We start from the raw sequence: 26,006 nt of genomic DNA on the forward strand, positions 1-26,006 counted from the left end.
CTAGATCCTGCCATCCATCCAGCCGGCGATCAGCTCATAGGCGATGGAGATCGATGGCGGGATCCTGTGACCTTCCGGATGCGTGCCGGACATCATCTGGCGCACTTCCGCCCGGTCGCACCATTTGCAGGCTTCCAGCTCGTCGTCCTCGATCTCGATCTCGGACGACAGGGCGGTGCCGGTGCAGCCGATCATCAGGTTGGCCGGAAACGGCCAGGGCTGGTTGGCGATCAGACGCACTTCGCCGACCCGAATTCCGGATTCTTCCAGGGTTTCGCGGCGCACCGCCTGCTCGACCGTTTCTCCCGGCTCCATGAAGCCGGCCAGCGTCGTGTAAATGCCTTCCGGCAGCCGTGCCGGACGCCCGAGCAGGGCGCGTTCGCCATCGGTGATCAGCATGATCACGCAGGGGTCGGTGCGCGGAAAATGCTGACCGCCACAGGCGGGGCAGTCGCGCCGGTAGCCGGCTTCCGCCATGACGGATTTTTCGCCGCAGCGCGAGCAGAACAGATGGGTCCGGTGCCAGTGCACCAGAGCGCGCGCCTGGGCCAGCGGCCCGAGATCCTGCGGCGGCAGCAGCTTCTGGAGCGCCAGCGTTCTCAGATCCACCAGCTGCAGGTCCGACCGTGGTTCCAGGTCTTCGTCGCTGTATGGCAGCGTGCCCGCGAAGAGGGCCTGGCCGGTTTCCGGGCGCAGGCCCAGGAACACCAGTTCGTCAGGGTTGGCCCCCAGCGTCCTGGCGGCCGCAAGCTCATGTCCGATGGTGAGCGTCTCCGCGGCGGCGAAGACCAGTGTCCTGTCGCTCGACAGCACGACTTGCGTGTCCGGCCTGTTCAGGAGCCCGGAGAGATAGGCCCGGTCACCCCGCCGGGTCGATTGCCGGTCGAGGCTGTTGCCGAGAAAGCTCATCTCCATCGGCAGGAGATCGGCCGCGCTGGCTTGCATGTTGTGATCCTTGGAGAGGCGCTGGTCGGAATGTGTCTGTGGCGCATCGGTTGCCGCAAAGACTAGGTCGTCAGGGGAATGCTGTCCAGACGGCCTGTCCCGGCGTGCCGGGGTCAATCGTCTTGCGACAAGAAGGCTTCCCGCAGCTGATCGATCAGGTCGTCCGCCCTTTCCGGGTCGTAGTGCTGCGCGGGAGCGGCGCCCCAGACCGGCGACGGCCACGCCTGGTCGTCCCGGAAGCGCGCGATGACATGCACATGCAGCTGGGACACCTGGTTGCCGAGTGCGCCGACATTCAGTTTTTCGCAATTGACGACGGCGCGCAGCACCTTGCTGGCCAGCGCGATCTCGCGGATGAGCTGCTGCTGGTCCGCGTCGTCGAGGTCGATGATTTCCACCAGGTCCTGTTTGCGCGGAATGAGCATGAGCCAGGGATAATTGGCATCCTTCATCAGGCGCACGGCGCACAGCGGCAGATCGGTGACAGGATAGCTGTCGCCTTCAAGGCGGGGATTGAGATTGAAAAAGGACATGTGTCTTCATCCAGGGACATCGGAAAATGGCGGTGCGGCAACAACCGGAACGAGGGGTTCGCCGCCCGGTCAGAGACTCGTCAGCGAGCATATGGGCACAGTGGACAGCTTGGGAACCCGTTTTGCAACTCCGGCCGCCTCGCGGACCCGCGGGCCGATCCGCGTCCGTCTTGTTTCGGGCGGTGCGGAAGGCCGAACCATCCGGTTTTGACCGGGGTGACAGGGCCGGCAAATAAAATCGGAACGCCCCCTTGCCAAACCCCATGGCACATCTGATATAAGGCGCTCGGGAGGTTGGTGGTGGACGAGCCACTCGCCAACCGGGTCAGGTCCGGAAGGAAGCAGCCCTAACGAGCCTCGGCACGGGTCGCCGTGCCAGCCTCCCACCCTACCAGAATGTGACAGAGCCTGATGAGCACCGCCGGATATCCGCGGTGCTTTTTTGTTTCCGGCGACCGGTCGGTCAGGCCTTGCCGCCGTTCAGGCGCCGCTGGTTGGACCGCACACGCGTTGCATAGGGTTTCAGGGCGGCCGCGGCGAGTGCTTCGCCCTGCATGCCGGACAGGTCCGGCTGTCTGCCGAGGCTCATGGACCTGAAGAAGGCCAGTCCCTGGAGTGCCATGGTGCTGTTGATGGCAAGCACGCTTTCGATGGACGCCTCTGCCTTTTCATACACCATGCGATTCATCTCGGTCGGGTCATGCGCTTCACCCGCCATCGCGGATACGGCCATGGATTCGCACCGTTTTGCAATGACCATCGGCGCGTGAAACCACAGGCTGAACATGTCGTTCGCAAGGCTTGATTTTTTGGTTATGACGGTTGCTCCGTGAGAGGGGACGGCTCGCGGGGACAAGGGAACCGTCAGGGCCCGCAAGATGCGGTAAAGAGGCAGAGTATACTATACATATGGTACCGCGCGGTCAGAAAATAAGGATTGGGTTAAAAGAACACTGCATAACCGGTGGCATTTTGCGAAAAGCCGCGCTTCCATTCACAGAAAAACTTTTGAAGACCCGTCCCACTTTGCAAAAATATCGCTATGGTGCAGCTCATGGATGAGACAGGCTTTCCGCAGGAAGGCGCCGCAGCAGCGCCGGGACCAATGGTCGATCAAGACGCCGTCAAACCGGCGTCGCAGGATGGGGCTTACCGCGTTCTGGCGCGGAAATACCGCCCGAAGACCTTCGAGGACCTGGTCGGTCAGGAACCGATGGTGCAGACGCTGGAAAACGCGTTCGACACCGGGCGCATCGCCCAGGCGTGGATGCTGACCGGTGTGCGCGGTGTGGGCAAGACCACGACGGCCCGCATTCTTGCTCGCGGGCTCAACTACGAGGTTCCCGGCGTTGCCGACAAGCCCACGGTCAGGCTGGACCAGGAAGGAACCCACTGCCGGGCGATCATGGAAGGCCGCCATGTCGATGTCATCGAGATGGACGCCGCCTCCCACACCGGCATCGGCGATATCCGCGAGATCATCGACGCGGCGCGCTACCGGCCTGCGACGGCGCGCTACAAGGTCTACATCATCGACGAAGTGCACATGCTTTCCAACGCGGCCTTCAACGGCCTGCTCAAGACGCTGGAAGAGCCGCCCGAACATGTGAAATTCATCTTCGCCACGACGGAGATCCGCAAGGTTCCCATCACGGTTCTCTCCCGCTGCCAGCGGTTCGACCTGCGGCGGATCGAGCAGTCCAAACTCATCGCGCTGCTGCGGCGGATCTCGGACGCGGAAAACATCCGCATTTCCGATGAGGCGCTCATGCTGATCGCCCGGGCCGGCGAGGGATCGGCCCGCGACTCGCTTTCCCTGCTCGATCAGGCGATGGCGCACGGAGCCGGCGCGATCGAGGCGGAAGACCTGCGCCTGATGCTGGGGCTGGCCGACCGGGCCCGGGTGATCGATCTCTTCGGCCATCTGATGGCCGGCCGTATCGACGAGGCGCTGGGCGAACTGCAGGCCCAGTACGAGGTCGGGGCCGACCCGGCCATCGTGCTGACCGATCTGGCGGACTTCACTCACCTCGTGACGCGCATGAAGGTGGCGCCTAAATCGGCGGACGAGGCCTCTGTGACCGAGACGGAGCGAAGCCGCGGCCGGGAGTTCGCGGAAAAGCTGTCGGTCCGGCTGCTGTCGCGTGCCTGGCAGATTCTTCTCAAGGGCGTGCAGGAAGTCCACGCCGCCTCGAAGCCGCTGGCTGCCGCCGACATGGTGCTCGTGCGCCTCGCCTATGCCGCCGATCTGCCCGATCCGGGCGACCTGATGGAGCAGATCCGCAACGGCCGCAACCCGCTGGCGGGAGCCACCTCCCAGGGCGGCCCGGCTTCCGGCGGCGGAGCGTCCGGCGGTGGCGGGCCCTCCGGCGGCGGCGGTGCGCAGGCCATGGCCGTGGGAATGCCGCAGCAATCCTCCGGAGGGCAGGGGGGCGACCCCACGATGCAGGGCCTGTCCTCCCAGGGCAGGGCAAGACCCCAGCTCTCCACCATTCAGGGCGGCATGCCCCAGCAGCAGGCCGCGCCGCAACCGCAGCAGCCGCCGCAGGAGGCGGCGCCGTCGGCCTACAACCTGCGCAGCCTTCAGGATTGCGTCGCCCTGGCCTCCGAAAAGGGGGATATTCCGCTCAAGGTGAAGATCCAGCGGCAAATGCGGCTGGTGAAATTCGAGCCCGGCAAGATCGAGATCCAGCCGACAGATGACGCGCCCGCCGATATCGCCGGTGAATTCGGCCGCAAGCTGACCGAATGGACCGGACAGCGCTGGTTCGTGGCCGTTTCGCGCACCCAGGGGCGCCCCACCATTCACGAGGAACAGGAAGCCAATCAGCAGCAGCTTCTCTCCGACGCCCGGTCCCATCCGACCGTTGCGGCGCTCCTCAGCCAGTTCCCCGGAGCCAGGGTGGTCGATGTGAAGGTGCAGGTCACCGAAGAGGACGAAGCAGCCCTCGCCGACCCGCTTTTGAACGATCCGCTGCTCAATGAAGCACTGGGCAACGACGAAGACGATTGATCTGCGGTCGTTGTTCTTCTACATGCAGACCCGAAGACAGACGGCATGCGGCGGCAGCCGGCGAATGAGGTTTTGGAAGGAGATATTCCGTGGATTTCCTCAAGATGATGAAGCAGGCCAAGGAAATGCAGTCCCAGATGGGGTCCCTGCAGGAACAGATCGTCGAGATCGAGGTCGAAGGTTCCTCCGGTGGAGGTCTGGTTTCCCTGCGCCTCAACGGCAAGGGCGATCTCAAGAGCCTCAAGATCGACCCCTCGCTCCTGAAGGAAGACGAAGGTGAAATCCTCGAGGACCTGATCATCGCGGCCCATACCGAGGCCCGCGCCAAGGTCGAGCAGGCGATCCAGGAAAAGACCCAGGAACTCATGGGCGGCCTCGGCCTGCCCGAAGGCATGAAACTGCCGTTCTGACGGCGCCTGCCCGAGAACGCCGCAAGGACGGGCCGCCTTTCCTGCCGGGAGGGGGCTGTGGCGCCGGGCTCGTCTGGCCTTCCTTCCGTTCCCGCGGCATGAAGACGGCCTGACGGCCGGGTGAGGGGAGAGGCCTCCCGGAGCCGCTGAAACCTTCATTGAAGAGATTGTCATGGCGCAGAAAACTGTTGCGGGTCCGGAAATCGAGCGGCTGATCCAGCTTCTGGCCAAGCTGCCGGGCCTCGGCCCGCGCTCCGCCCGCCGCGCCGCCCTGCATCTCATCAAGAAAAAGGAACAGCTTCTTGTGCCGCTGGCCGATGCCATGGGCGTCGCGGTGAACGAGATCGGCGTCTGTTCCATCTGCGGCACGGTGGATACTTCCGATCCCTGCACCATCTGTTCCGATCCCCGGCGGGAGCAGGACGTGCTGGTGGTTGTCGAGGATGTTGCCGATCTGTGGGCGCTGGAACGGGCCGGGGCGGTCAACGCCCGCTACCATGTCCTCGGCGGCACGCTGTCGCCGCTCGATGGCATCGGCCCCGACGATCTCAATCTCACCTCCCTGGTCGACCGCTGCGCTGCCGAGGGCTTTTCCGAGATCATCCTGGCGATCAGCGCCACCGTGGAGGGGCAGACCACGGCCCATTACATCATGGACCAGCTCTCGCATCTCGATGTCCAGGTCACCCGGCTGGCCCACGGCGTGCCGGTCGGCGGTGAACTCGACTATCTCGACGAAGGCACGCTCGCCCAGGCGCTCAAGGCGCGGACGCGCTTCGACTGATCGACCGCACATGATTGGAAATCGCAATTAGTCATATACAGACAGTGGGGCATGCTGCCGCGACTTCCGTTTCCGGCCGGGAAAACCACCTGCGGGAGATCATGGCGGAGACAGCGCATTGGCCCGCCTGTGCGATACCTCCCTTACGTCACCGGTGGTGACCGGATGGTCAGCACCCGGCGGGATGCGTGCCGGAAAAGCTGCGAGATTTCCGGAATCTCGCGTACGGCAGATGCATGCGCAGTGCGGCGGGCGGCAGGCGCCGGCCTTGCATCGCCCGCGCTGCGCACCTATGTCGACACGGTCATTCACAGATCATCGCAGGTTTCATGTTCCAGGCTGCTTCCCGTGCCATGTCCCAGGTTTTCGAGCCGCCCTTCCGGGCGATCTTCTGGAAACTGCTCGGTTTCACGCTCGGCGTTCTGCTGGTGATCTGGGTCGCCCTCCAGGGAGTGGTCGCGAATTTCGTCGAGCTTCCCTACGGGTGGATGGACACGGCCCTGTCGGTTCTCACCGGCATTGGCGCCATCTTCGTCCTGGGCTTTCTGATTGCCCCCATTTCGGCGCTCTTTGCCGGCTTCTTCCAGGACGAGATCGCCGACATCGTCGAAACGCGCGACTACCCGGGTGACGGGTCCGGCAAGGCCCTGCCCTTCGCGCAATCCCTCGGCCAGACGATCAAGTTCACCGGCGTCGTGATACTGGGCAACCTGTTCGCCCTGTTGCTGCTTCTGGTTCCGGGCGTCAATCTGATCGCCTTTTTTCTCGTGAACGGCTACCTGCTCGGCCGGGAGTTCTTCGAATTCGCCGCCATGCGCTTCATGCCCGCCGCCGAAGCGAAGGCCTTGCGCAAGGCACGCGGCGGCACCGTGTTTCTCGGCGGACTGGTGATCGCGGCCTTGCTGGCGGTGCCGATCCTCAATCTGGTAACGCCGATCTTCGCGACCATCTTCATGATGCATCTCTTCAAGCGTCTGGCGGCCCGGCAGGTCGTGCGCCCCGGGGCCTGAACCGCGCAATTATGCAATCCGGCCTAGCTTTTTGGCTCGTCTGTCTGCAAAGGTCTGCCGAATGGAGAGACACATGCAGGCGTTGTTGACGGAAATTGCAGAAACTGCGGCGGCAGAGGCGGACAGGGGCAAGGTCGCGACCTATATTTCCGAACTGGCCGGAATAGATCCCGGTCAGTTCGGAATTGCCGTCGCCACCGCCGACGGGCGGCTTTTTTCCGCCGGTGACGCCGATGTGCCGTTTTCGATCCAGTCGGTCTCCAAGGTCTTTGCGCTCGCCCTGGCGCTCGGACGGGTCGGCGAGCAGATCTGGCGCCGCGTCGGTCGCGAGCCGTCGGGCCTCTCCTTCGATTCGGTCCTGCTGCTGGAACGGGAGAACGGCATTCCCCGCAATCCCTTCATCAATGCCGGCGCTCTGGTGGCCACGGACACCTATCTGGCCACCTCCAGTCCGCGCGAGGCGCTGGGCCAGCTGCTGCAGTTCATCCGCGCGGCCGCAGATGACGACGGGATCCACATCAACGAAACGGTTGCGCAGTCGGAGATCTCCACCGCGCACCGCAATTTTTCCCTTGCCCACTACCTCGCCTCCTTCGACAATCTGCACGCGCCGGTCGATCAGGTGATCGGTACCTACAGTCACCAGTGCGCGGTCGAAATGACCTGCCGGCAACTGGCGATGGCGGGCCGTTTTCTGGTGGATGCGCCGAAAATGCCGGGGCTGGTGTCGGTCGAGCGCCGCCGGCGCATCAACGCGCTTATGATGACCTGCGGCCATTACGACGGGTCCGGGGACTTCGCCTTTCGCGTCGGCATGCCCGGAAAAAGCGGTGTCGGCGGCGGTATTCTGGTGATCTCCCCGAGCCGGGCCTCGATCGCGGTCTGGTCGCCCGGACTCAATCGCTACGGCAATTCCAAGCTCGGAACCGAGGCCATGCAGACCTTTTCGCACAGGACCGGCTGGTCCGTGTTCGGTGTTCCGCACCGGGGCGCCGAGAGATGATCGACAGGAAAGTTTTGTCACAGGTGCGATTTAAAACGATTCAAAAGTGGTTTCGGTGCAAATAGCCCTATAGGATATTTTGACCTTTCGAAGCGTTGGCGCTAGAACCCTTCTGAACAACGCTTTGATTTGCTTACGTTTACGCGAACGTAAACCAGAGCGACTGAACTCAGGAAAAACCGCTTGATGGCGACGCCTCGCCATCGGCAGGGCCCGGATCAGCCGGTTTTTCCTGAGTTCATGCCGCTCTGGGATTTTAAGATCGATCAACTTTTCTGTTTTTATATGGGTCCGTATGGAAACATGTTGATCCAGCGTCGTACGGGAGAGGAATTCCATGTCGAACGCCGATCTGCGGGGCAACCGCCCCCTGTCGCCCCATCTTCAGATCTATAAACCCATTCTGACGATGGTTATGTCGATCCTGCACCGCATCACGGGCGCGGCGCTGTATTTCGGCACTTTGCTTCTTGCCTGGTGGCTCATCGCCGCCGCGGCCGGCCCGTCCTACTTCGATTTCGTCAACGGCCTCTACGGTTCCATTCTGGGCCAGCTGGTCCTGTTCGGCTTCACGTGGGCGCTGGTGCATCACATGCTCGGCGGGCTTCGCCACTTCATCTGGGACATGGGAGCCGGGTTCGGCACGCAGGCCCGCGAATGGCTTGCCAAGGCCACCATCATCGGTTCGGTTGCGCTGACGTTGATCCTTTGGGTCATCGGCTACGCGGTTCGCTAAGGAGAGTGTCATGACGGATATGCGCACCCCGCTCAATATTGTCCGCGGCCTCGGGTCGGCCAAGGAAGGCACGGATCATTTCTGGAAACAGCGCCTGACGGCCGTGGCCAATGTGTTCCTGATCTCCTTTTTCGTGATCCTGGTGATCTCGATGCAGGGCTCCACCCACGGCGAACTGATCGAGACCCTCAGGAACCCGCTCGTTTCGATCGTCCTGCTTCTGGTGATTCTCTCCGGCGTCTTTCACATGAAGCTCGGCATGCAGGTGATCATCGAGGACTATGTGCACGGCGAAGGCATCAAGTTTCTCTCACTGATGGCGAACACCTTCTTCTGTGTCTTTATCGGTTTCGGCTGCATCTTCGCAGTTCTCAAGATTGGCTTTGGAGGCTGACCCGGATGGCCAGGACTTATGAATTCGTCGACCATACCTATGACGTTGTGGTTGTCGGTGCCGGCGGTGCCGGTTTGCGGGCGACGCTCGGCATGGCCGAACAGGGCCTCAGGACGGCCTGCATCAGCAAGGTCTTCCCGACCCGCTCCCACACGGTGGCGGCCCAGGGCGGCATTGCGGCGTCCCTCGTCAACATGACGCCGGACAGCTGGCAGTGGCACATGTACGACACGGTCAAGGGGTCCGACTGGCTCGGCGACACGGACGCCATGGAATATCTCGCCCGTGAAGCTCCCAAGGCCGTTTACGAGCTGGAGCATTACGGCGTGCCCTTCTCGCGCACCGAGGAAGGCACCATCTACCAGCGCCCCTTCGGCGGCCACATGCAGAATTACGGTGAAGGTCCCCCCGTGCAGCGCACCTGTGCCGCGGCCGACCGCACCGGACATGCCATCCTGCACACGCTTTACGGCCAGTCCCTGCGCAACAACGCGGAATTCTACATCGAATATTTCGCGCTCGACCTGATCATGTCCGAGGACGGGGTCTGTCAGGGCGTGATCGCCTGGAACCTCGACGATGGCACCATTCACCGCTTCGCGGCCAAGATGGTGGTGCTGGCGACCGGCGGTTACGGCCGGGCCTTCTTCTCCGCCACCTCCGCGCACACCTGCACCGGCGATGGCGGCGGCATGGTTTCCCGTGCCGGCCTGCCGCTGCAGGACATGGAATTCGTCCAGTTCCACCCGACCGGCATCTACGGCTCCGGCTGTCTGATCACCGAAGGCGCGCGCGGCGAGGGCGGGTATCTGGTCAACTCCGAGGGCGAGCGCTTCATGGAGCGTTACGCGCCGTCGGCGAAGGACCTGGCGTCCCGCGACGTGGTCTCCCGCTGCATGACCATGGAAATCCGCGAAGGCCGCGGCGTCGGTCCGAAAAAGGATCATATCTTCCTGCATCTGGATCACCTGGATCCGGCGCTGCTGGCGGAACGTCTGCCGGGCATTTCCGAATCGGCGAAAATTTTCGCCGGTGTGGATCTGACCAAGGAACCGATCCCGGTGCTGCCGACGGTCCACTACAACATGGGCGGCATCCCGACCAACTACTGGGGTGAGGTCCTGAACGCGGACAGCGACAATCCGACCCGAACCCAGCCGGGCCTGATGGCTGTCGGCGAAGCGGCCTGTGCCTCCGTTCACGGCGCCAACCGCCTCGGTTCGAACTCCCTGACCGACCTTGTGGTGTTCGGCCGTGCCGCCGCCATCCGGGCCGGGGAAGTGATCGACAGGAAAGCCGAAATACCGACGCCGAACGAGGCGAGCTGCGAAAAGATCATGGATCGCTTCGACAGCCTCCGGCACGCCAATGGCAAGATCCCGACGGCGGACCTGCGTGACAAGATGCAGCACGCCATGCAGGAGGACGCGGCCGTCTTCCGCACCCAGGAAAGCCTGGAGCAGGGATGCAGGCGTCTGTCCGAGATCTGGGGCGAACGGAAGGACCTGAAGGTCACCGACCGCTCGATGATCTGGAACTCCGATCTGGTGGAAACGCTGGAACTGGAGAACCTGATGGCCAACGCGATCACCACGGTCTATGGCGCGGAAGCCCGCAAGGAAAGCCGCGGCGCCCATGCCCGCGAGGATTACAAGGACGGTCCGTTCTCCGGCCGCGACGACGAAAACTGGCGCAAGCACACCCTTGCCTGGGTGAACGAGGCCGGTGACGTCAAGCTGGATTACCGCCCGGTGGTCACCGATCCGCTGACGCCTTTCGAGGACGGCGGTATCGATCCGAAGAAGATCGCGCCGAAAGCGCGCGTCTACTGACGGGAGCGGCTGGTTGAGCGAGGCGGCAACACTTCTGGACACAAGAAGTCCGTTCGGCACCTATCCGGCCGAACGGATGGTCCGTGCTGCCTGGCGCCTGGCGGACCGGCATGATCTGTCCAGGGGACTGCGCAGGCGCATCCGCTCTCTGGTGGCGCGTTTTTTCTCCGGGCCCTACGATCTGGAGGCGGATGGTCTCAAGTTCCGGATCTATCCGGGCGAGAACTACGACGACCGCAAGATCCTCTCCAAGGGGCGGTTGCCCGAACGCGAGGAACACCGGCTGATCGCCCCTCATCTGGGCGAGGGCAAGGTGTTCGTCGATGTCGGTGCGAATATCGGCTCCTACGCGATCTTCGCCGCCGGCCTCGGTGCACGGGTGGTGGCGATCGAGGCCAATCCGCTGACGGCGGACAAGCTGACGTTCAACGTGCGGGCCAACGATCTGGACACCGTGACGGTGATGCGCACGGCCGTCGGTCCGCGCGAGGACACGCTGCCTCTGTGGCAGGATCCGAGCAATTGCGGCTTTGCCACCTTCGTGAAAGACCTCACTCAGGGGGAATGGGAGGGGAACTGGTCGCCGACATTCGTGAAAGTCCGGCCGCTGACCGCCATTTCCGACGAGCTGGACCTGCACAAGATCGACGTATTGAAAGTGGATGTGGAAGGATTCGAGGACCGGGTGGTGCTTCCCTTCCTCCGGCACGTGGACAGAAATCTCTGGCCGCGGGTGATCCTTCTTGAAACCAACTGCCGGCCCTACTGGTCCGAGGATTGCCTGAGCGAACTGGCAAGCCGGGGCTACAAGGTGACCGGCCAGACGAATGACAACATGGTCTTCGAGCTCTGAAAACGAGCCAGGAGACCAATCGGCCCGGACGCGAATTACGGGCCCAACGCGGAGCAGTAACGAGATGGTTCAGCTGACGCTTCCCCGGAACTCCCAGGTGACGGAAGGCAAGGTTTGGAACAAGCCGGAAGGCGCCACCAACCTGCGTGAGTACCGCATCTACCGCTGGAACCCGGATGACGGGCGCAACCCCCGGGTCGATACCTATTTCATCGACGCGGACGACTGCGGCCCCATGGTTCTGGACGGCCTGATCTACATCAAGAACAAGATCGACCCGACTTTGACCTTCCGCCGCTCCTGCCGCGAAGGCATCTGCGGCTCCTGCGCGATGAACATCGACGGCACCAACACCCTGGCCTGCACCAAGGGCATGGACGAGATCGCCGGCGACATCGTCAAGATCTATCCGCTGCCGCACATGCCGGTGGTGAAGGATCTCGTGCCGGATCTGACGCACTTCTACGCCCAGCACCGCTCCATCGAGCCCTGGCTGCAAACCGTGTCGCCGCCGCCGGAAAAGGAATGGCTTCAGTCTCACGACGACCGTGTCAAGCTGGACGGCCTGTATGAGTGCATCCTGTGTGCCTGCTGCTCCACCTCCTGTCCGTCCTACTGGTGGAACGGCGACCGCTATCTCGGCCCGGCCATCCTGCTTCAGGCCTACCGCTGGCTGATCGACAGCCGCGACGAGGCCACCGGCGAGCGTCTGGACAATCTGGAAGATCCGTTCCGTCTCTACCGCTGCCACACCATCATGAACTGCTCCCAGGCCTGCCCGAAGGGCCTCAATCCGGCCAAGGCAATCGCCGAGATCAAGAAGATGATGGTCGAACGCCGGGTGTGATTGGCGTCCATTTCCAGTCGTGCCCTGCAAGGCACGAACCGGACCAGGACATGGCCGTCAGGTGACGGCAACAACCGGGCCGCAGGTTGCCAATAGAGATGCAACCTGCGGCCCGAATTGTATCCGAACCCTGCCGAAGGCCTTCAGGCGTGCGCGGGGTTGTGGGCTTCTTCCTCACAGAGTGTCTGCAAAGTCCGTACTTGTATGCCGTCGAGGTCGGGACCCGACAGGCCCGAAAGGCAGGCCAGCGCTTTCCATAGCGCCCAGCCTCGCGCCCTTTGCCAGGTATTTTCATCGATTGCGCAGGCAGATCGAAAAAACCTGCGGTCTTTGACGCCGAAATATGTCCAGGCCATAACGAAGTCACAGGCCGGGTCACCGACCCCGCAGGTGCCGAAATCGATGAGCGCTGTCACGGTGCTGTTGTCGGCAAGGATGTTGCCGATGGCCACATCACCGTGGAACCAGACCGGCTTGCCCTTCCACGCCGAGGAAACGCTGCGCTGCCAGATGGCGCGGCACAGGGAAGCATCCACTTTGCCTTCGAGACTCTCCAGGCTCTTCTGCACTTCATCGCCATAGACGCTGGGATGGCACCCCCGATAGAAGGAGTGTCTTCCGGCATATGGGCCGTTGCCGCTCGGGATGCTTCTCAGTTCGGCAAGACATTTGCCGAGTGAAATCGCGAGGCTTCTCTGATCCACGCCCGCGGTGTCCGCCAGTGTGTCCCCCTTGATCCAGCGCCGTACGGACCACGGCAGCGGAAATTCCTCGCTCGGTGCTCCGATGGCGACCACCTCGGGAACATCGACAGACAGATCTTTGCCAAGGGTGGCCAGCACATTGGCTTCTTTTTCCACCGCCTCGGCATATGAGGCGTGGCTCGGCAAGCGCACGGAAAGACGGTCGCCGAGCCGAAAGGTCCTGTTGTCCCAGCCCTGCTTGCTGACCGGAGCAATGGGCAAATGGCTGAAATGAGGAAACTGGCGACGGATGAGCCGCGCAACCAGGCGTTCGTCGATTTTCATCTTTGGGCTACCGCTGGTTTTCAGAACATCTGTCGTCGTGAAATCCCGCTTGAACCGTAGCGCGGGTTGCCTTCCGGGTCCATGAAATGGCATCCCCTCGTGAACAGTTCACGCGAATGCCGACACCGGCGGCAAACCGCGGGTCCGGAAACAAGCAACGTTCCGGTCCTGTTCGGTCAGGCCTTCCGAACGAAAGAGGCTCCCGATTGACGCAGCCCGTCGGCAGCGCCATTGGAACCGCAAAGCTCCGCGCCCCGACCGTGCGTTTCCTTCAAGGCAAACAGGGGGCCGCTCACGATGGTCTCACGCTCTTGTGCAGGCAAGTGCACCGGAGTTGGGTTGTGCCGGTTTCCGAATTGCGTATGTCTTGCGGTGTCTGATGGAGGATCTGCCATGAAACGCCTGTTGCCGTTGCCTGTCGTTGCCGCTCTTGCCGCCGCCGCCCCCTTCGCTCCGGCGCAGGCGGAAACCGCGATCCTCGCCGGCGGGTGCTTCTGGTGTGTGGAGTCGGATCTGGAAGCGCTGCCCGGCGTGCGCGAAGTCGTCTCGGGCTATGCGGGCGGAACGACGCAGAATCCCACCTACAAGACCTATGAGCGTGGCGGTCACCGGGAGGTGGTGAAGGTCGACTTCGACGAAAGCAAGATCAGCTATGGCGATCTGGTCGGCATCTTCCTGCGCACGATTGACGTGACAGACCCTGACGGCCAGTTCTGCGACCGCGGCCATGCCTATTCCTCGGCAGTCTATCCGCTCGATGGGGCGCAGGCCGCACAGGCCGAAGAGGAAATTGCCCGGGCCCGCAAGACCCTGGGCGGAAAGGTCGTCACGCCGGTCGAGGCTGCGGCCGTCTTCTGGCCGGCGGAGGACTATCATCAGGATTACTACAAGAGCCAGGTGCGCACGCTGACGCGCTTCGGCTTTGTCTCCCGGGCCGATGCCTACAAGGGCTATCGCAAGGGCTGCGGTCGGGATGCCCGCGTGAAATCCGTCTGGGGCGCGGAAGCCTACAAGGGACTGCCGAAAGCCGGATTCTGACGCTCCTGCGCAGGCAAGCCGCAGAAAGCTCTCTGATTTGTCGGGTGTGTCCGGGGGGATCGAGTCGCTGACATAAAATTTGCCGTTGCGGAATTTATGTCATACAATTTTCAGGTGGGCTCACGTCTGAGAGGACGGTGTCATGCTTGGTTTGTTCGGAAGTCCTGCAACATCGGAGCCGGAATTCATTTCGGAACTCAGAGCTGTCGAAACGGAAGACCGTCTTCGCGTGAAGACCGCCGGTCTGCTTGAAGCGGCCGGACTGGAGATTCGCGACACGAACACGCCGACGGAGTTTGCCGCGGCAGCCACGGTCGCGATCATGCGGCTGGTGCTCGCAACCGCCGACCGGGACTTTGAGGAGCTGTCCTTCGAAAACCGGTTCGTGACCGGTCTTTTCGGCTTTCTCATGGCCCATAATCTGTCCCGCCGCACCAATGCAGATCTGGGCGTCGTGCTCGGCATCGCCGGTCTCGATCTCTTCTCGCGCGAGGAAATCGGTCAGATCTATTCTCTCGGCAAGTCCTACCGGCGTTTGCGCCAGCACAGGCAGATGCATCTGGCGCTGCGCGATGTCATCGACGGATTTCTCTCGCACCCCGACGGCGACACCCTTGAGGATCTGGCCGGCGTGTATCAGCTGTGCCTGCGCGGAGACGGCTGACGCGGATCTGTTTGGCGGAGATTGCGACGCATCCCCTGAAAGAGGCGGCATGCAAGCGGAATTGCAGCGCGTTTCAAGCCTTTTCCATTGATCCGGCCGGATCTTTCCCGGCGCGGAAAAGTTCGGTGCTTCGACAAGGCATCGCCTGTCAGACGCCGGCTTCGAAAGCCTCGACAAGATCAAGAAAGGCTTCGCCGTATTTCTCCAGCTTCGACTGGCCGACGCCGGATACAGACAGCAAGGCATCCCGGGTCACGGGGCGGGCGGACGCAATGCCGGCCAGGGTGGCGTCCGGGAAGACCACATAGGAAGGGACTTGCTGGTCCCGTGCGATCTGGGTCCTCAGGCGGCGCAACCGCTCGAACAGAAGCTTGTCTTCATTGTCGAGTTCATCGGCGACCGAGCCCGCCCGTGACGTGCGGGTCTTTTTCAGCCCCGCCGCATTGCGGTCCTTGCGCAGGGCGAGCGTCTCTTCGCCGCGCAGCACGGACCGGGCCTTTTCCGTCAGTACCAGCGCGCCGAACTGGGTGTGATCAACATCGACAAACCCGGCGGCCACGAGCTGTCTGGCGATCGACTGCCAGGTCTTCTGCGGCAGTTCCGCGCCGATGCCGAAGACCGACAGGCTGTCATGGCCGAAGCGGGCCGTCTTCTCGTTGCTCTTGCCCATCAGCACATCGATGACATGGCCGGTGCCGAAGCGCTGGCCGGTGCGGTAGATGGCCGACATCAGCTTTTGCGCCGCTTCCGTTCCGTCCCAGGTTTCCACCGGCGACAGGCAGGTGTCGCAATTGCCGCAGGGCTGCGGGTAGGTCTCTCCGAAATGGGCCAGCAGCGCCTGGCGCCGGCAGCCCGAGGTTTCGCAAATGCCCAGCAAGGCATTGAGCTTGGCGTTTTCGGCGCGTTTCACCTCGTCCGGCGCATCGCCTTCGGCGATCATCCGCCGCCGCTGCACCAGATCGGCCATTCCATAGGCCATGAAGGCCTCCGCTGGAGCGCCGTCCCGGCCCGCCCGGCCCGTCTCCTGGTAGTAGGCCTCGACGGAGGAGGGCAGATCCAGATGGGCGACATAGCGTACGTCCGGCTTGTCGATGCCCATGCCGAAGGCGACGGTGGCCACCAGGCACAGGTCTTCCTCCAGCAGGAAGGCGTCCTGGTTGGCCGCCCTCTGTTCCGCCGGCAGGCGCGCGTGATAGGGAAGGGCCCGTATGCCCTTTTCCGTCAGCCAGGCGGCGATATCCTCGACCTTGGCCCGCGACAGGCAGTAGACGATGCCGCTTTCGTTCTCGTGTTTCTTCAGGAAATCCAGAAGCTGCTGGCGCTGGTTGGTGCGCTCGACGATTTCGTAGCGGATGTTCGGCCGGTCGAAGCTGGTGGAGAACACCTCGGCGTCCTCGAGCTGCAGCCGTGCCAGGATATCCTTTTGCGTATGCGGATCCGCCGTGGCCGTCAGCGCGACCCGGGGCACGCCCGGATAGCGCTCCGGAAGACAGGACAGGGACAGATACTCCGGCCGGAAATCATGCCCCCACTGGCTGACGCAATGGGCTTCATCGATCGCGAAAAGGGAAATTTCAAGCGTGTCGAGGAATCTGCGGAAACTCTCTGCGCTGAGCCGTTCCGGCGTCACATAGAGAAGGTCGATTTCCCCGCGCTGCAGCTCCGCGCGCAAGGCAGACTGTTCTTCCGGCGACAGGGTGGAGTTCAGGGCGGCGGCGTTGACGCCCGCGGCCCGCAGGGCCCCGACCTGGTCCTTCATCAGGGCGATCAGCGGCGAGACGACAATGCCGACGCCGCGCCGGCAGAGCGCCGGGATCTGAAAACACAGGGACTTGCCGGCGCCGGTGGGAAACAGAACCACCGCATCCTTGCCGTCGACCAGCGTGTCGATGACGGCCTGCTGCTTGCCGCGGAAGCTGCTGTAACCGAAGACGGTCTGCAGCACCGCGAGCGGCTTCGGCTCCGCTCGGATTTCCGGAGCGGCGGAATGTTGAAGTGACGCAACTTCATCCGCGCTCACCGCGGGCGAAACAGACATGGGGCAGCAGGATCCTTTGAATTTCCCGAACCATGTCCTATTCGCACAGGAAGGGCAATCTTCGCCTGTGGATGATCGCGCTCATGAGCGGGGATAATGGTGCCCTAGAATTCGGCGTCCGGATCTCTGGCCAGGGTTTCCGCGCAATGAACGCGCATCTGTTCCGTCAGTTCGCCGAGATCGCCCGCGAGCCGTTCCGGCCGGATCGGCTTGCCGAAATGCACGTTGAACCTGGCGTTTTTCTTGTTGAGCAGCTCGTTGAAGACGGTCATGTCGCGCAATTCGGTCGACACGCGGGCGAGGAAATAGAAGAGGCCGGAATTGCGCCCGCCCATGTGCATGGGGATGATCGGCGCCTTGTTCTTGCGCGCCAGTGCCAGGGCGGAGCTCATCCAGGGGCGCTCGGTCAGTTTACCTCCGCTCCAGTAGGCAAGCCGCCCGGAGGGAAACAGCACGACCACCCGCTCCTTGGCGAAGGCCGTTGAGGCCAGCTTCAGTGTTTCCTTGGACTTCTCCCGGCTCTTGAAATCCGCCCGCCACTCCACGGGGATGATCATCTCCGCAAGGCGGGGGTTGATGCGGATGGCATCCCGATTGGCGAAAATCGCCAGATCGTCCCGCCGGGCCTTGATCGCGTCATAAAGAACGATCCCGTCCGCAATGCCGGTGGGATGGTTGGACACCAGAACGACCGGGCCGTCCTTGGGCACGCGGTCGAGCCCGAGCGTCGTCACGTTCAGCTTCAACAGGTCGCTGAGATGGGCGAAAACGTCGAGTGCTTCCATGGGAGCGATCGTGTCGGCCATGGTGACGGCGGACTTGTAGCGCAGAATGCTGTGGGCGAAGGGGCGGATGAACGGCCACCAGGGACTGGCCATCACCAGTTTGCCGCGCTCGGCTATGAGAACATCGACGATATGACGTTCGGCAAGCTGCCTTTGGGCAGCAGATTGGAGGCGTGCCGACGGAGTATCCGTCGTCTGATCTGTCGTCCGCACCATGCACCTCTGCCTACCGAAAAACCACTTTACTCTTTTGCATCGTTAACGAAATCGGCTCATGGGTGCAAATGCTCCCTGAACTATTTTCCCGCTTCCGTGGGCGTTCCGGCGCGCCTCAGCTCCACAGGGAACTGGTGAAAAGCGCCACGATTGTCAGAAATGAGGCGGCCCAGGCGAGCGAACGCGGGTTGGCCCTCCCGGCCCAGTAGCTGGCGATATAGATGAGCCTGAGTGCGATGAACAGGATGGCAAGGCGGTCTGTCCAGGCCGGGTCGGCCCCCTGGCTCATGGCCACGAAGACGGCAACGGCGAAAAAGGGGAAAGCTTCAAACCCGTTTGCCTGGGCGCCTTGCGCCCGGGCGCGGAACCCTTCCCGCCAGAAATCCGGGTCTCTCGGGTTGGCGTTGTCGTAGTCCTTGTTCAGCTTGGCGGGAAACGCCGAAAGGGCAGGCAGGATGGCGGCTATCAGCACGCACCAGAGAGCGATCGGCATGGAGATGTCCTTCGACTGTGGAGGAACCGTGAACGACGGTCCGGCCGGATTTGGGTCCCGACGGGGAGCGGGCGGGTCTTCATATGCAGGCCATGAACCTTCCGCATCCGTGTTTCAGGACCATGTATACGCGATATCCTCATCAAATTCCCGATTGCCGCCGTCTTGTCATAATGAATTCCACCCATAAGTGTAGGTCACGGACTCATGAACGAGAAAGAAACGGTTCGAGGCAGAGCTGACACGCTCTTCACCGTTTCCTTCTCGTTGATGGGCCGTGACCTGGGGGAGGCCGTGAACGGGCTTCCGTTCCGGGCAGCCCCTTCCAGGTTGTGAAAACTGTTCAGTTGACTTCTTGGAGGATGTTCTCGTGTCTAAGACCACAGTCTTGTTCCTGTGCCCGGACAACAGCTTGCTGGGGCCGTTGGCGGAAGCCTATCTGAACTTCCGGGGAAATGGACTGTTGCGGGCGTTTTCCGCAGGGGTGGAGCCGGCGGACCGGCTGAACCGCCATGTGCATCGGCTGCTGGCCGCCGAAGGGGTGGATGACCGGGGCCTGATGCCCAAGCCGGTGGATGTGTTTCTGATGCCGCATGCGGTCGTGCCGGACCGGGTGGTCTATCTCGCCGACATGGACCCGGTCGCATTGCCCGTACACTGGAAGTCCACAACCTCCAGCCACTGGTGGAGCATTGCCCCGAAACCGCCGTTCCCCTGCACGTTCAGTGCCTGCGCGGAGTACTTCAACCGTATCAGGAAGGCGATCGACCGGCTGGTCGAACCACCCCGGTTCATGATCCGGCCGCCCCTCGGCAAGGTGGCATGATCCGTCCCGAGGACGAAAATGGCCGGTTTCACTGGACAAAATCCCGGGATTTTGGATTTTCGACAAATTCTGGGCTAAGGATGCATTCATTATGGGCCGAAAGGTGAGGGACTGATTCGTTATGATGCGCGCGGGAAAACTTGTTTTGGTTATGGGGCTGGTGGTCCTGGCGGCCGGATGTCAGCGGTTCTCCGGAGGGCGGAATTATGCTGCGCCCCTGCCCGCGACTCCGACCACACCGGTCGGTTCCGGAGCCCTCGCACCGCTCGATCCCAATGCCCCTCAGGTCGGCACTGCCGGGCTGGACCCCACCGCCGCCCCGGCCGATCTGGCCAGCAATCCGATTGCGGCGCCCTCCGGCGCCCAGGAAATCGGCCGCACGGACCTTCTCGGCGGCTGGAGCCTGACGTCAGCGGGCGAGAGCTGCAAGGCCTTCATGACCCTGACGACATGGTCCGGTGGATACAGGGCCAATACCCGTGGTTGTGTGACGCCGGCGCTCACAGGTATCGCCGCCTGGGACCTGAACGGCAAGCAGGTCGTCCTGAAGGATGGAACCGGCGTGATCGTTGCGCAGCTCTATTCCAGCGCGCCCGGCAGGTTTGACGGCCAGACCTCGACCGGGGCGCCCATTTCCCTCTACCGTTAACAATCCTCGGTATTTTTTACTGGACAGTACGCGCTATGAGTGTACATTTTGTACAGCTATCGGAAAGGCTGTGCAAATGTCGAAATATGAACCGTTGCGTGAGCACCTTGCGCGTCTGGAGGATGTCGTCTGGGCCGCAAAGCTGAATGAAGTCGAAGAGATCATCGGGACCTCCCTTCCCAAGAGCGCCCGCGAGCACCGCACATGGTGGGCCAATTCGGGCGGCAGCCTTGTTCACCAGAATGCCTGGCTCGACGCCGGCTGGCGGGTGGAGCGCACCGACCTGATGCGCGATGTGATCGTTTTCCGTCGGCTCAGAATCGGCGGAACGGGGATCGCCGGCAAATCCTCCCGGGCGGAACAGGGCGGAAAATCCCCTCAGCGCCTTGCGGAAAAGCGGCTGACGAAGGAGCTGGCGGCCTTGCGGCAGCCAACGACGGTGACGCTCCGTTCCGAGTGGGTCACCCTGGGCGACGTCCACAGAACGCCCTGCTCGAGCGAGGTCATCCCCGAGGATGCCGGCGTGCTGCGGTTCGCGGCTCTCGATGGCGACGACGTCGTCACGGCCCTTGTCGCGACCGGGTCCATCCGGCGGGCATACCGAAGCATGCGTCTGCGCACCGCGGAGCAGAACAGCACCGACGACGACAGCGGTTTCGGCCGCATGCTCGTCGAAAAGGCCGGCTTCGATCCCGGAGCACCGATCGAATGCGATGTGGTCAAGCCGGGAAACGCCTGGCTGCTGACCGATGGTCGCGGCCGCAAGGCCAATCTGGACGACCCGAACGAATGCCAGCTCGTCGCGCAGCTGCTTTATATCCAGGAACTGCAGAACGGCCGCAAGTCGATGCTGCTGCAGCGGTAGACGAAAACGGAACGGCCCCATCGGCCCTGTGCCTGTCTTCCGTTTTTCGCGGGACGACAGGGGCGGGGTGGCGCTCGGCGCGAAAAGGCATCGCAAGGGTGAGGCCGGTTCCGGCGCCGGGCTGCGTCGCCCTGTCTTCCCCGACGGAATGGTTCTCGGTGATGTCCGACATGCCGGCAGGCCGGAGAATGGCCGGCGGGATGTCCCTGCGCGGCGCTCGACCCGCGGGCAGAGGCTTTTCCGGCCGGGCCGGTTTGCGAATCCGCAGCCGTGATTATCCCTTGGCAGAAGTCCCGATTTTCAACCGGTTGAAATCCGAAAGCGTCCCCCTGCCGGGCGTATCAGACCATATCATGACTTGCATCCACGGCGTTTTGACCTTATTCCGCCGAGCAATTGGTCTCACTCACGACCCCATGATGCCTCATGGAGGGAGTATCGCCGTTGAAGATGGAACTGCCGGTCAACCGAGCAATGAGCGCCCGCTACGACGCGCTGATCGCCTCCGGCGAGATTTCGGAAGACCCTGTCCAGCGGCAGGCCGTGCGCCAGCTGGACCTTCTCAACACCCGCCTGGCGGAAACCCGGCTCGCGTCGAAGAAAAGCTCTCTCGGCTGGCTGTTCGCCAACAAGAAGAACCAGCTCTGGTTGGCGGTTCAGGGCCTTTACATGTGGGGCGGCGTCGGGCGTGGCAAGACCATGCTCATGGACCTCTTCTACGAGGTCACGGTGATCCGCCGCAAACGCCGGGTGCATTTTCACGAATTCATGACCGATGTGCATGAGCGCATTCACGCCCACCGCCAGGCGCACAAGCGCGGCGAGGTGAAAGGCGACGATCCGATCCCGCCCGTTGCCGCACAGATCGCCGAGGAAACCCGGCTGCTGCTCTTCGACGAGTTCGCCGTCACCGACATCGCCGACGCCATGATCCTCGGTCGCCTGTTCACCCAGCTTTTCGAAAGAGGCGTGATCGTGGTGGCGACCTCGAATGTCGAGCCGTCCAAACTCTACAAGGATGGGCTCAACCGCCAGCTGTTTCTGCCTTTCATCGAGATGCTGGCCAAGCGGGTCGAGATCCTGCATCTGGATTCGCCGACAGACTACCGGCTGGAAAAGCTCGCGGGTGCTCCGGTCTATATCACCCCTCTGGGGGCGGCGGCCGATGCGCGGATGGACGAAATCTGGGCGAAACTGACCCACGGCATGCAGCCGCACGCCGCGGAACTGGAGAACATGGGCCGCCGGATCGTTGTCCCCCGTGTGGCCGCCGGAGCGGCGCGGTTCTCTTTTGACGACCTGTGCATGCAGCCGCTGGGGGCAAGCGACTATCTGCGCATCGTTCATGCCTTCAGCACGGTGTTTCTGGATCACGTGCCGGTCATGTCGAAAGCCCGGCGCAACGAAGCCAAGCGATTTATCAACCTGATCGACACTTTCTACGACAACGGCATCAAGCTGATCCTCTCCGCTGAAGCCGAGCCGCAGAATCTCTATACCTCGGAGGATGGAACGGAAGCTTTCGAATTCGACCGGACAGTGTCGCGGTTGATCGAAATGCGGTCCGAGGCCTACCTTGCGGGTGAAAGACGGGAATTGCACGTCTAGATATACATTCCCTATTGGGCATGTATGGAGGCGAGAAGAAATGAAAATTTTTGCCGGGCACCGCGCAATAATCTTTTGGCGAGGTTGCGCGGGCGCGGCAAAGAGAGTAGTGCCATCGTCAGTCATCGGCGGATGGCATGGAGTTCCATCTTACGTAAAGGGAAACTTTCAAAATGGCGCGGAACAAAATTGCCTTGATCGGCTCTGGTCAGATCGGCGGTACGCTGGCACATCTGGTCGGTTTGAAGGAACTGGGAGACGTCGTTCTCTTCGACATCGCGGAAGGTGTTCCGCAGGGCAAGGCGCTCGACCTGGCTGAATCCTCGCCGGTCGACGGCTTCAACGCCAAACTGGCCGGCGCCAACAGCTACGAGGCCATCGAAGGTTCCGACGTGATCATCGTCACCGCCGGTGTGCCCCGCAAGCCCGGCATGAGCCGTGACGACCTTCTGGAAATCAACCTGAAGGTCATGGAACAGGTCGGTGCCGGCATTTCCAAATACGCGCCCAACGCCTTCGTCATCTGCATCACCAACCCGCTCGATGCCATGGTCTGGGCCCTGCAGAAATTCTCCGGTCTGCCGAAGAACAAGGTTGTCGGCATGGCTGGCGTTCTCGACAGCTCCCGCTTCCGCTATTTCCTGGCGGAGGAATTCAACGTCTCCGTGGAAGACGTCACCGCCTTCGTTCTGGGCGGTCATGGCGACACCATGGTGCCGCTGACCCGCTACTCCACCGTCGCCGGCATCCCGCTCCCCGATCTGGTCAAGATGGGCTGGTGCACCGCCGAGCGTCTGGAAGAGATCGTCCAGCGCACCCGTGACGGCGGCGCGGAAATCGTCGGTCTTCTGAAAACCGGCTCGGCCTTCTACGCCCCGGCCGCTTCCGCCATCGCGATGGCGGAGAGCTACCTGAAGGACAAGAAGCGCGTCATGCCTTGCGCCGCGGCCCTCGACGGCCAGTACGGCCTGAAGGACACCTATGTGGGTGTGCCGGTCGTGATCGGTGCCGAGGGTGTCGAGCGCATCATCGAGATCGATCTTCAGGGCGAAGAAAAAGGCAATTTCGACAAGTCGGTGGCATCCGTCAGCGGTCTGGTCGAAGCCTGCAAGAAAATTCAGCCGGCGCTGGCATAAGCGGCGGTCCAATGGAATAGCGACCGTTCCTTCCCCATGAAGGAACGGTTCTCCGACAACGGGGGAGACACATGAATATTCATGAATACCAGGCCAAGGCCGTGCTGAAGGAATTCGGCGCTCCGGTGGCCGAGGGCGTTGCAATCTTTTCAGCCGACGAAGCGGAAGCTGCCGCCAAAAGCCTTCCGGGCCCGCTCTGGGTCGTCAAGTCACAGATCCACGCCGGCGGCCGCGGCAAGGGCAAGTTCAAGGAACTTCCCGCCGATGCCAAGGGTGGTGTCCGTCTGGCTTTCTCCCTGGACGAAGTCAAGGCGCATGCTCGCGAAATGCTCGGCAACACGCTGGTCACCAAGCAGACCGGTGAAGCAGGCAAGGTCGTCAACCGTCTGTATATCGAAGACGGCGCCGACATCGAGCGTGAGCTTTATCTCTCCATCCTGGTCGACCGTACCGTCGGCCGCGCGGCCTTCGTCGTCTCCACCGAGGGTGGCATGGACATCGAGGCGGTTGCCGAAGAGACCCCGGAAAAGATCATCACCCTGCCGATCGATCCGGACACCGGCGTGACCGAGGCGGACGCGGGCAAGCTCTGCGACGCGCTGGAGCTGTCCGGCGCGGCTCGTCAGGACGGCATGAAGCTCTTCCCGATCCTGTACAAGGCCTATGTCGAAAAGGACATGAGCCTTCTGGAAGTCAACCCGCTGATCGTCATGAAGGACGGCCATCTGCGTGTCCTTGACGCCAAGGTCTCCTTCGACGGCAACGCGCTCTTCCGTCATCCCGACATCCTGGCCCTGCGCGACGAGACCGAAGAGGATGCCAAGGAAATCGAGGCGTCCAAATATGATCTCGCCTATGTGGCCCTGGACGGTGACATCGGCTGCATGGTCAACGGCGCAGGCCTGGCCATGGCGACCATGGACATCATCAAGCTCTACGGCGCCGAGCCGGCAAACTTCCTCGATGTGGGCGGCGGAGCCTCCAAGGAGAAGGTGACGGCCGCGTTCAAGATCATCACCTCCGATCCGAAGGTGAAGGGCATCCTGGTCAACATCTTCGGCGGCATCATGCGCTGCGACGTGATCGCGGAAGGCGTGGTTGCAGCCGTCAAGGAAGTCGGCCTGCAGGTGCCGCTCGTTGTGCGCCTGGAAGGCACCAACGTGGAACTCGGCAAGAAGATCATCAACGAAAGCGGCCTGAACGTCATCGCCGCGGATGATCTCGACGACGCCGCCCAGAAAATCGTGAAAGCCGTGAAGGAGGGCGCGTAAATGTCCATCCTCGTCAATAAAGACACGAAAATCATCGTTCAGGGCCTGACCGGCAAGACCGGCACCTTCCACACGGAACAGGCGCTTGAATATTACGGCACCAAGATGGTGGCCGGCGTGCACCCCAAGAAGGGTGGCGAGACCTGGTCCTCCGGTGTCGACGGCGCCGCCGAACTGCCGATCTTCGCCACTGTGGGCGAAGCCAGGGAAGCCACCGGCGCCGACGCGTCCGTGATCTACGTCCCGCCGGCAGGCGCAGCTGCGGCGATCATCGAGGCGATCGATGCGGAGATCCCGTTCATCGTCTGCATCACCGAGGGCATCCCGGTGGCCGACATGATCAAGGTCAAGGCGAAGCTGGATAAATCCAGCTCCCGCCTGCTCGGACCGAACTGCCCGGGCATCCTGACACCGGAAGAATGCAAGATCGGCATCATGCCGGGCTCCATCTTCAAGAAGGGCTCCGTCGGTGTCGTCTCGCGTTCCGGCACGCTCACCTACGAAGCCGTCTTCCAGACAACCAATGCGGGCCTCGGCCAGACAACCGCCGTCGGCATCGGCGGCGACCCGGTCAAGGGCACCGAATTCATCGACGTGCTGGAAATGTTCCTGGCCGATGACGAGACCAAGTCGATGATCATGATCGGCGAGATCGGCGGTTCCGCGGAAGAAGAAGCGGCCCAGTTCCTGATGGACGAGGCGAAGAAGGGCCGGAGCAAGCCGATGGCCGGTTTCATCGCGGGACGCACAGCGCCTCCGGGCCGGACCATGGGTCATGCCGGTGCCGTCATCTCCGGCGGCAAGGGCGGCGCGGAAGACAAGATCGCGGCGATGGAAGAAGCCGGCATCCGGGTGTCACCGTCTCCTGCGAAGCTCGGCGAGACACTTCTCGAAGTGTTGAAGGGGTGATACCCAGGAAATTTTGCGGCAGGGGACGGAAACTGTTTACGTTTTCTGCTGCATGATGGAAGGATGGGGTGCGGCGCCAATACGGTGCCGTACCAGATTTTCGAGGGGCCGGTGTTTTAT

The 26,006-nt window shown here is 62.5% G+C and carries 26 protein-coding genes and 1 other RNA gene; 20 read left to right on the top strand and 7 right to left on the bottom strand.

The genetic code is table 11. The features are described from left to right. On the bottom strand, positions 1 to 945 hold the full coding sequence (gene nudC / locus DCO57_RS12430; RefSeq protein WP_116699228.1) for an NAD(+) diphosphatase: 945 nt from the start codon (positions 943 to 945) through the stop codon (positions 1 to 3). A gap of 113 nt (positions 946 to 1,058) precedes the next feature. Then, positions 1,059 to 1,478, bottom strand: coding sequence for an HIT family protein (locus DCO57_RS12435; RefSeq protein WP_116699229.1), 420 nt, complete (start codon positions 1,476 to 1,478; stop codon positions 1,059 to 1,061). 289 nt (positions 1,479 to 1,767) lie between these two features. On the opposite strand from DCO57_RS12435, the gene ffs reads away from it, so the two are divergent. Further along, positions 1,768 to 1,865, top strand: an RNA gene (gene ffs / locus DCO57_RS12440) — signal recognition particle sRNA small type. Positions 1,866 to 1,941: 76 nt separating this feature from the next. Here ffs and DCO57_RS12445 read toward each other — a convergent pair. After that, entirely contained in the window at positions 1,942 to 2,211 is a 270-nt protein-coding gene (locus DCO57_RS12445) for a hypothetical protein (protein WP_133192665.1), read from the bottom strand. Between the two features lie 321 nt (positions 2,212 to 2,532). Here DCO57_RS12445 and DCO57_RS12450 point away from each other — a divergent pair, with 321 nt between their 5' ends. The 10 genes from DCO57_RS12450 (at position 2,533) to DCO57_RS12495 (ending at position 12,360) form a co-directional block, all read left to right on the top strand. Beyond that, positions 2,533 to 4,491 carry a DNA polymerase III subunit gamma/tau gene (locus DCO57_RS12450; protein ID WP_244287933.1) on the top strand — a complete coding sequence of 653 codons (1,959 nt, stop codon included), beginning with the start codon at positions 2,533 to 2,535 and terminating at the stop codon, positions 4,489 to 4,491. An 89-nt stretch (positions 4,492 to 4,580) separates the two neighbouring features. Beyond that, positions 4,581 to 4,901: a YbaB/EbfC family nucleoid-associated protein gene (locus DCO57_RS12455; protein WP_116699232.1), complete on the top strand. Its 321-nt coding sequence runs from the start codon at positions 4,581 to 4,583 to the stop codon at positions 4,899 to 4,901. Between the two features lie 172 nt (positions 4,902 to 5,073). Next, positions 5,074 to 5,685, top strand: coding sequence for a recombination mediator RecR (gene recR, locus DCO57_RS12460; protein ID WP_116699233.1), 612 nt, complete (start codon positions 5,074 to 5,076; stop codon positions 5,683 to 5,685). A gap of 329 nt (positions 5,686 to 6,014) precedes the next feature. After that, positions 6,015 to 6,695 carry a sulfate transporter family protein gene (locus tag DCO57_RS12465; protein WP_116699234.1) on the top strand — a complete coding sequence of 227 codons (681 nt, stop codon included), beginning with the start codon at positions 6,015 to 6,017 and terminating at the stop codon, positions 6,693 to 6,695. A 73-nt stretch (positions 6,696 to 6,768) separates the two neighbouring features. Beyond that, positions 6,769 to 7,698: a glutaminase gene (locus tag DCO57_RS12470; protein WP_116699235.1), complete on the top strand. Its 930-nt coding sequence runs from the start codon at positions 6,769 to 6,771 to the stop codon at positions 7,696 to 7,698. A 337-nt stretch (positions 7,699 to 8,035) separates the two neighbouring features. Then, positions 8,036 to 8,434: a succinate dehydrogenase, cytochrome b556 subunit gene (sdhC, locus tag DCO57_RS12475; protein WP_116699236.1), complete on the top strand. Its 399-nt coding sequence runs from the start codon at positions 8,036 to 8,038 to the stop codon at positions 8,432 to 8,434. A gap of 10 nt (positions 8,435 to 8,444) precedes the next feature. Continuing rightward, entirely contained in the window at positions 8,445 to 8,828 is a 384-nt protein-coding gene (gene sdhD / locus DCO57_RS12480; protein ID WP_116699237.1) for a succinate dehydrogenase, hydrophobic membrane anchor protein, read from the top strand. A 5-nt stretch (positions 8,829 to 8,833) separates the two neighbouring features. Further along, complete coding sequence (gene sdhA / locus DCO57_RS12485) at positions 8,834 to 10,660, top strand: succinate dehydrogenase flavoprotein subunit (protein ID WP_116699238.1); 1,827 nt, start codon at positions 8,834 to 8,836, stop codon at positions 10,658 to 10,660. Positions 10,661 to 10,673: 13 nt separating this feature from the next. Continuing rightward, on the top strand, positions 10,674 to 11,513 hold the full coding sequence (locus DCO57_RS12490; RefSeq protein WP_208977920.1) for an FkbM family methyltransferase: 840 nt from the start codon (positions 10,674 to 10,676) through the stop codon (positions 11,511 to 11,513). A 64-nt stretch (positions 11,514 to 11,577) separates the two neighbouring features. Then, complete coding sequence (locus DCO57_RS12495) at positions 11,578 to 12,360, top strand: succinate dehydrogenase iron-sulfur subunit (RefSeq protein ID WP_116699239.1); 783 nt, start codon at positions 11,578 to 11,580, stop codon at positions 12,358 to 12,360. A 143-nt stretch (positions 12,361 to 12,503) separates the two neighbouring features. Here the strand turns inward: DCO57_RS12495 and DCO57_RS12500 are convergent, their stop codons facing one another. Beyond that, positions 12,504 to 13,388 (bottom strand): aminoglycoside phosphotransferase family protein, encoded by an 885-nt coding sequence (locus tag DCO57_RS12500; RefSeq protein ID WP_116699240.1) that lies wholly within the window; start codon positions 13,386 to 13,388, stop codon positions 12,504 to 12,506. A 393-nt stretch (positions 13,389 to 13,781) separates the two neighbouring features. On the opposite strand from DCO57_RS12500, the gene msrA reads away from it, so the two are divergent. After that, entirely contained in the window at positions 13,782 to 14,426 is a 645-nt protein-coding gene (msrA, locus tag DCO57_RS12505; RefSeq protein WP_116699241.1) for a peptide-methionine (S)-S-oxide reductase MsrA, read from the top strand. A gap of 142 nt (positions 14,427 to 14,568) precedes the next feature. Next, positions 14,569 to 15,090, top strand: a complete 522-nt coding sequence (locus DCO57_RS12510; RefSeq protein ID WP_116699242.1) for a hypothetical protein — start codon at positions 14,569 to 14,571, stop codon at positions 15,088 to 15,090. A gap of 148 nt (positions 15,091 to 15,238) precedes the next feature. On the opposite strand, the gene recQ is transcribed toward DCO57_RS12510, so the two are convergent. The 3 genes from recQ to DCO57_RS12525 form a co-directional block, all read right to left on the bottom strand. Beyond that, positions 15,239 to 17,128: a DNA helicase RecQ gene (gene recQ / locus DCO57_RS12515; protein ID WP_116699243.1), complete on the bottom strand. Its 1,890-nt coding sequence runs from the start codon at positions 17,126 to 17,128 to the stop codon at positions 15,239 to 15,241. Between the two features lie 104 nt (positions 17,129 to 17,232). Further along, a complete protein-coding gene (locus DCO57_RS12520) occupies positions 17,233 to 18,129 on the bottom strand; it encodes a 1-acyl-sn-glycerol-3-phosphate acyltransferase (protein ID WP_165814731.1) in 897 nt (298 codons plus the stop codon). 115 nt (positions 18,130 to 18,244) lie between these two features. Beyond that, positions 18,245 to 18,622, bottom strand: coding sequence for an MAPEG family protein (locus tag DCO57_RS12525; RefSeq protein WP_116699244.1), 378 nt, complete (start codon positions 18,620 to 18,622; stop codon positions 18,245 to 18,247). A 370-nt stretch (positions 18,623 to 18,992) separates the two neighbouring features. Between DCO57_RS12525 and DCO57_RS12530 the strand changes: the two genes are divergently transcribed. The 7 genes from DCO57_RS12530 (at position 18,993) to sucD (ending at position 25,886) form a co-directional block, all read left to right on the top strand. After that, positions 18,993 to 19,448, top strand: a complete 456-nt coding sequence (locus DCO57_RS12530) for an ArsR family transcriptional regulator (protein ID WP_165814732.1) — start codon at positions 18,993 to 18,995, stop codon at positions 19,446 to 19,448. A 151-nt stretch (positions 19,449 to 19,599) separates the two neighbouring features. After that, positions 19,600 to 20,097, top strand: a complete 498-nt coding sequence (locus DCO57_RS12535; RefSeq protein WP_208977921.1) for a protease inhibitor Inh/omp19 family protein — start codon at positions 19,600 to 19,602, stop codon at positions 20,095 to 20,097. A 76-nt stretch (positions 20,098 to 20,173) separates the two neighbouring features. Continuing rightward, positions 20,174 to 20,962 (top strand): hypothetical protein, encoded by a 789-nt coding sequence (locus DCO57_RS12540; protein WP_116699247.1) that lies wholly within the window; start codon positions 20,174 to 20,176, stop codon positions 20,960 to 20,962. Between the two features lie 450 nt (positions 20,963 to 21,412). Continuing rightward, positions 21,413 to 22,570, top strand: a complete 1,158-nt coding sequence (gene zapE / locus DCO57_RS12550; RefSeq protein ID WP_116699315.1) for a cell division protein ZapE — start codon at positions 21,413 to 21,415, stop codon at positions 22,568 to 22,570. Positions 22,571 to 22,743: 173 nt separating this feature from the next. Continuing rightward, positions 22,744 to 23,706, top strand: coding sequence for a malate dehydrogenase (mdh, locus tag DCO57_RS12555; RefSeq protein ID WP_116699249.1), 963 nt, complete (start codon positions 22,744 to 22,746; stop codon positions 23,704 to 23,706). A 71-nt stretch (positions 23,707 to 23,777) separates the two neighbouring features. Then, complete coding sequence (gene sucC / locus DCO57_RS12560; protein ID WP_116699250.1) at positions 23,778 to 24,977, top strand: ADP-forming succinate--CoA ligase subunit beta; 1,200 nt, start codon at positions 23,778 to 23,780, stop codon at positions 24,975 to 24,977. Then, positions 24,978 to 25,886: a succinate--CoA ligase subunit alpha gene (gene sucD / locus DCO57_RS12565; protein ID WP_116699251.1), complete on the top strand. Its 909-nt coding sequence runs from the start codon at positions 24,978 to 24,980 to the stop codon at positions 25,884 to 25,886. The last annotated feature ends 120 nt before the right edge of the window (positions 25,887 to 26,006 follow it).

The organism is Labrenzia sp. 011, from assembly GCF_003075075.1.
Lineage (GTDB): Bacteria > Pseudomonadota > Alphaproteobacteria > Rhizobiales > Stappiaceae > Roseibium.

What these genes read in the sequence shown, in the direction of transcription:
- nudC (WP_116699228.1), bottom strand. Translation starts at nt 945, where the DNA reads ATGCAAGCCAGCGCGGCCGATCTCCTGCCGATGGAGATGAGCTTTCTC.
- DCO57_RS12435 (WP_116699229.1), bottom strand. Translation starts at nt 1,478, where the DNA reads ATGTCCTTTTTCAATCTCAATCCCCGCCTTGAAGGCGACAGCTATCCT.
- DCO57_RS12445 (WP_133192665.1), bottom strand. Translation starts at nt 2,211, where the DNA reads ATGGCCGTATCCGCGATGGCGGGTGAAGCGCATGACCCGACCGAGATG.
- DCO57_RS12450 (WP_244287933.1), top strand. Translation starts at nt 2,533, where the DNA reads ATGGATGAGACAGGCTTTCCGCAGGAAGGCGCCGCAGCAGCGCCGGGA.
- recR (WP_116699233.1), top strand. Translation starts at nt 5,074, where the DNA reads ATGGCGCAGAAAACTGTTGCGGGTCCGGAAATCGAGCGGCTGATCCAG.
- DCO57_RS12465 (WP_116699234.1), top strand. Translation starts at nt 6,015, where the DNA reads ATGTTCCAGGCTGCTTCCCGTGCCATGTCCCAGGTTTTCGAGCCGCCC.
- DCO57_RS12470 (WP_116699235.1), top strand. Translation starts at nt 6,769, where the DNA reads ATGCAGGCGTTGTTGACGGAAATTGCAGAAACTGCGGCGGCAGAGGCG.
- sdhC (WP_116699236.1), top strand. Translation starts at nt 8,036, where the DNA reads ATGTCGAACGCCGATCTGCGGGGCAACCGCCCCCTGTCGCCCCATCTT.
- sdhD (WP_116699237.1), top strand. Translation starts at nt 8,445, where the DNA reads ATGACGGATATGCGCACCCCGCTCAATATTGTCCGCGGCCTCGGGTCG.
- sdhA (WP_116699238.1), top strand. Translation starts at nt 8,834, where the DNA reads ATGGCCAGGACTTATGAATTCGTCGACCATACCTATGACGTTGTGGTT.
- DCO57_RS12495 (WP_116699239.1), top strand. Translation starts at nt 11,578, where the DNA reads ATGGTTCAGCTGACGCTTCCCCGGAACTCCCAGGTGACGGAAGGCAAG.
- DCO57_RS12500 (WP_116699240.1), bottom strand. Translation starts at nt 13,388, where the DNA reads ATGAAAATCGACGAACGCCTGGTTGCGCGGCTCATCCGTCGCCAGTTT.
- msrA (WP_116699241.1), top strand. Translation starts at nt 13,782, where the DNA reads ATGAAACGCCTGTTGCCGTTGCCTGTCGTTGCCGCTCTTGCCGCCGCC.
- DCO57_RS12510 (WP_116699242.1), top strand. Translation starts at nt 14,569, where the DNA reads ATGCTTGGTTTGTTCGGAAGTCCTGCAACATCGGAGCCGGAATTCATT.
- recQ (WP_116699243.1), bottom strand. Translation starts at nt 17,128, where the DNA reads ATGTCTGTTTCGCCCGCGGTGAGCGCGGATGAAGTTGCGTCACTTCAA.
- DCO57_RS12520 (WP_165814731.1), bottom strand. Translation starts at nt 18,129, where the DNA reads ATGGTGCGGACGACAGATCAGACGACGGATACTCCGTCGGCACGCCTC.
- DCO57_RS12525 (WP_116699244.1), bottom strand. Translation starts at nt 18,622, where the DNA reads ATGCCGATCGCTCTCTGGTGCGTGCTGATAGCCGCCATCCTGCCTGCC.
- DCO57_RS12535 (WP_208977921.1), top strand. Translation starts at nt 19,600, where the DNA reads ATGGGGCTGGTGGTCCTGGCGGCCGGATGTCAGCGGTTCTCCGGAGGG.
- DCO57_RS12540 (WP_116699247.1), top strand. Translation starts at nt 20,174, where the DNA reads ATGTCGAAATATGAACCGTTGCGTGAGCACCTTGCGCGTCTGGAGGAT.
- zapE (WP_116699315.1), top strand. Translation starts at nt 21,413, where the DNA reads ATGGAACTGCCGGTCAACCGAGCAATGAGCGCCCGCTACGACGCGCTG.
- mdh (WP_116699249.1), top strand. Translation starts at nt 22,744, where the DNA reads ATGGCGCGGAACAAAATTGCCTTGATCGGCTCTGGTCAGATCGGCGGT.
- sucC (WP_116699250.1), top strand. Translation starts at nt 23,778, where the DNA reads ATGAATATTCATGAATACCAGGCCAAGGCCGTGCTGAAGGAATTCGGC.
- sucD (WP_116699251.1), top strand. Translation starts at nt 24,978, where the DNA reads ATGTCCATCCTCGTCAATAAAGACACGAAAATCATCGTTCAGGGCCTG.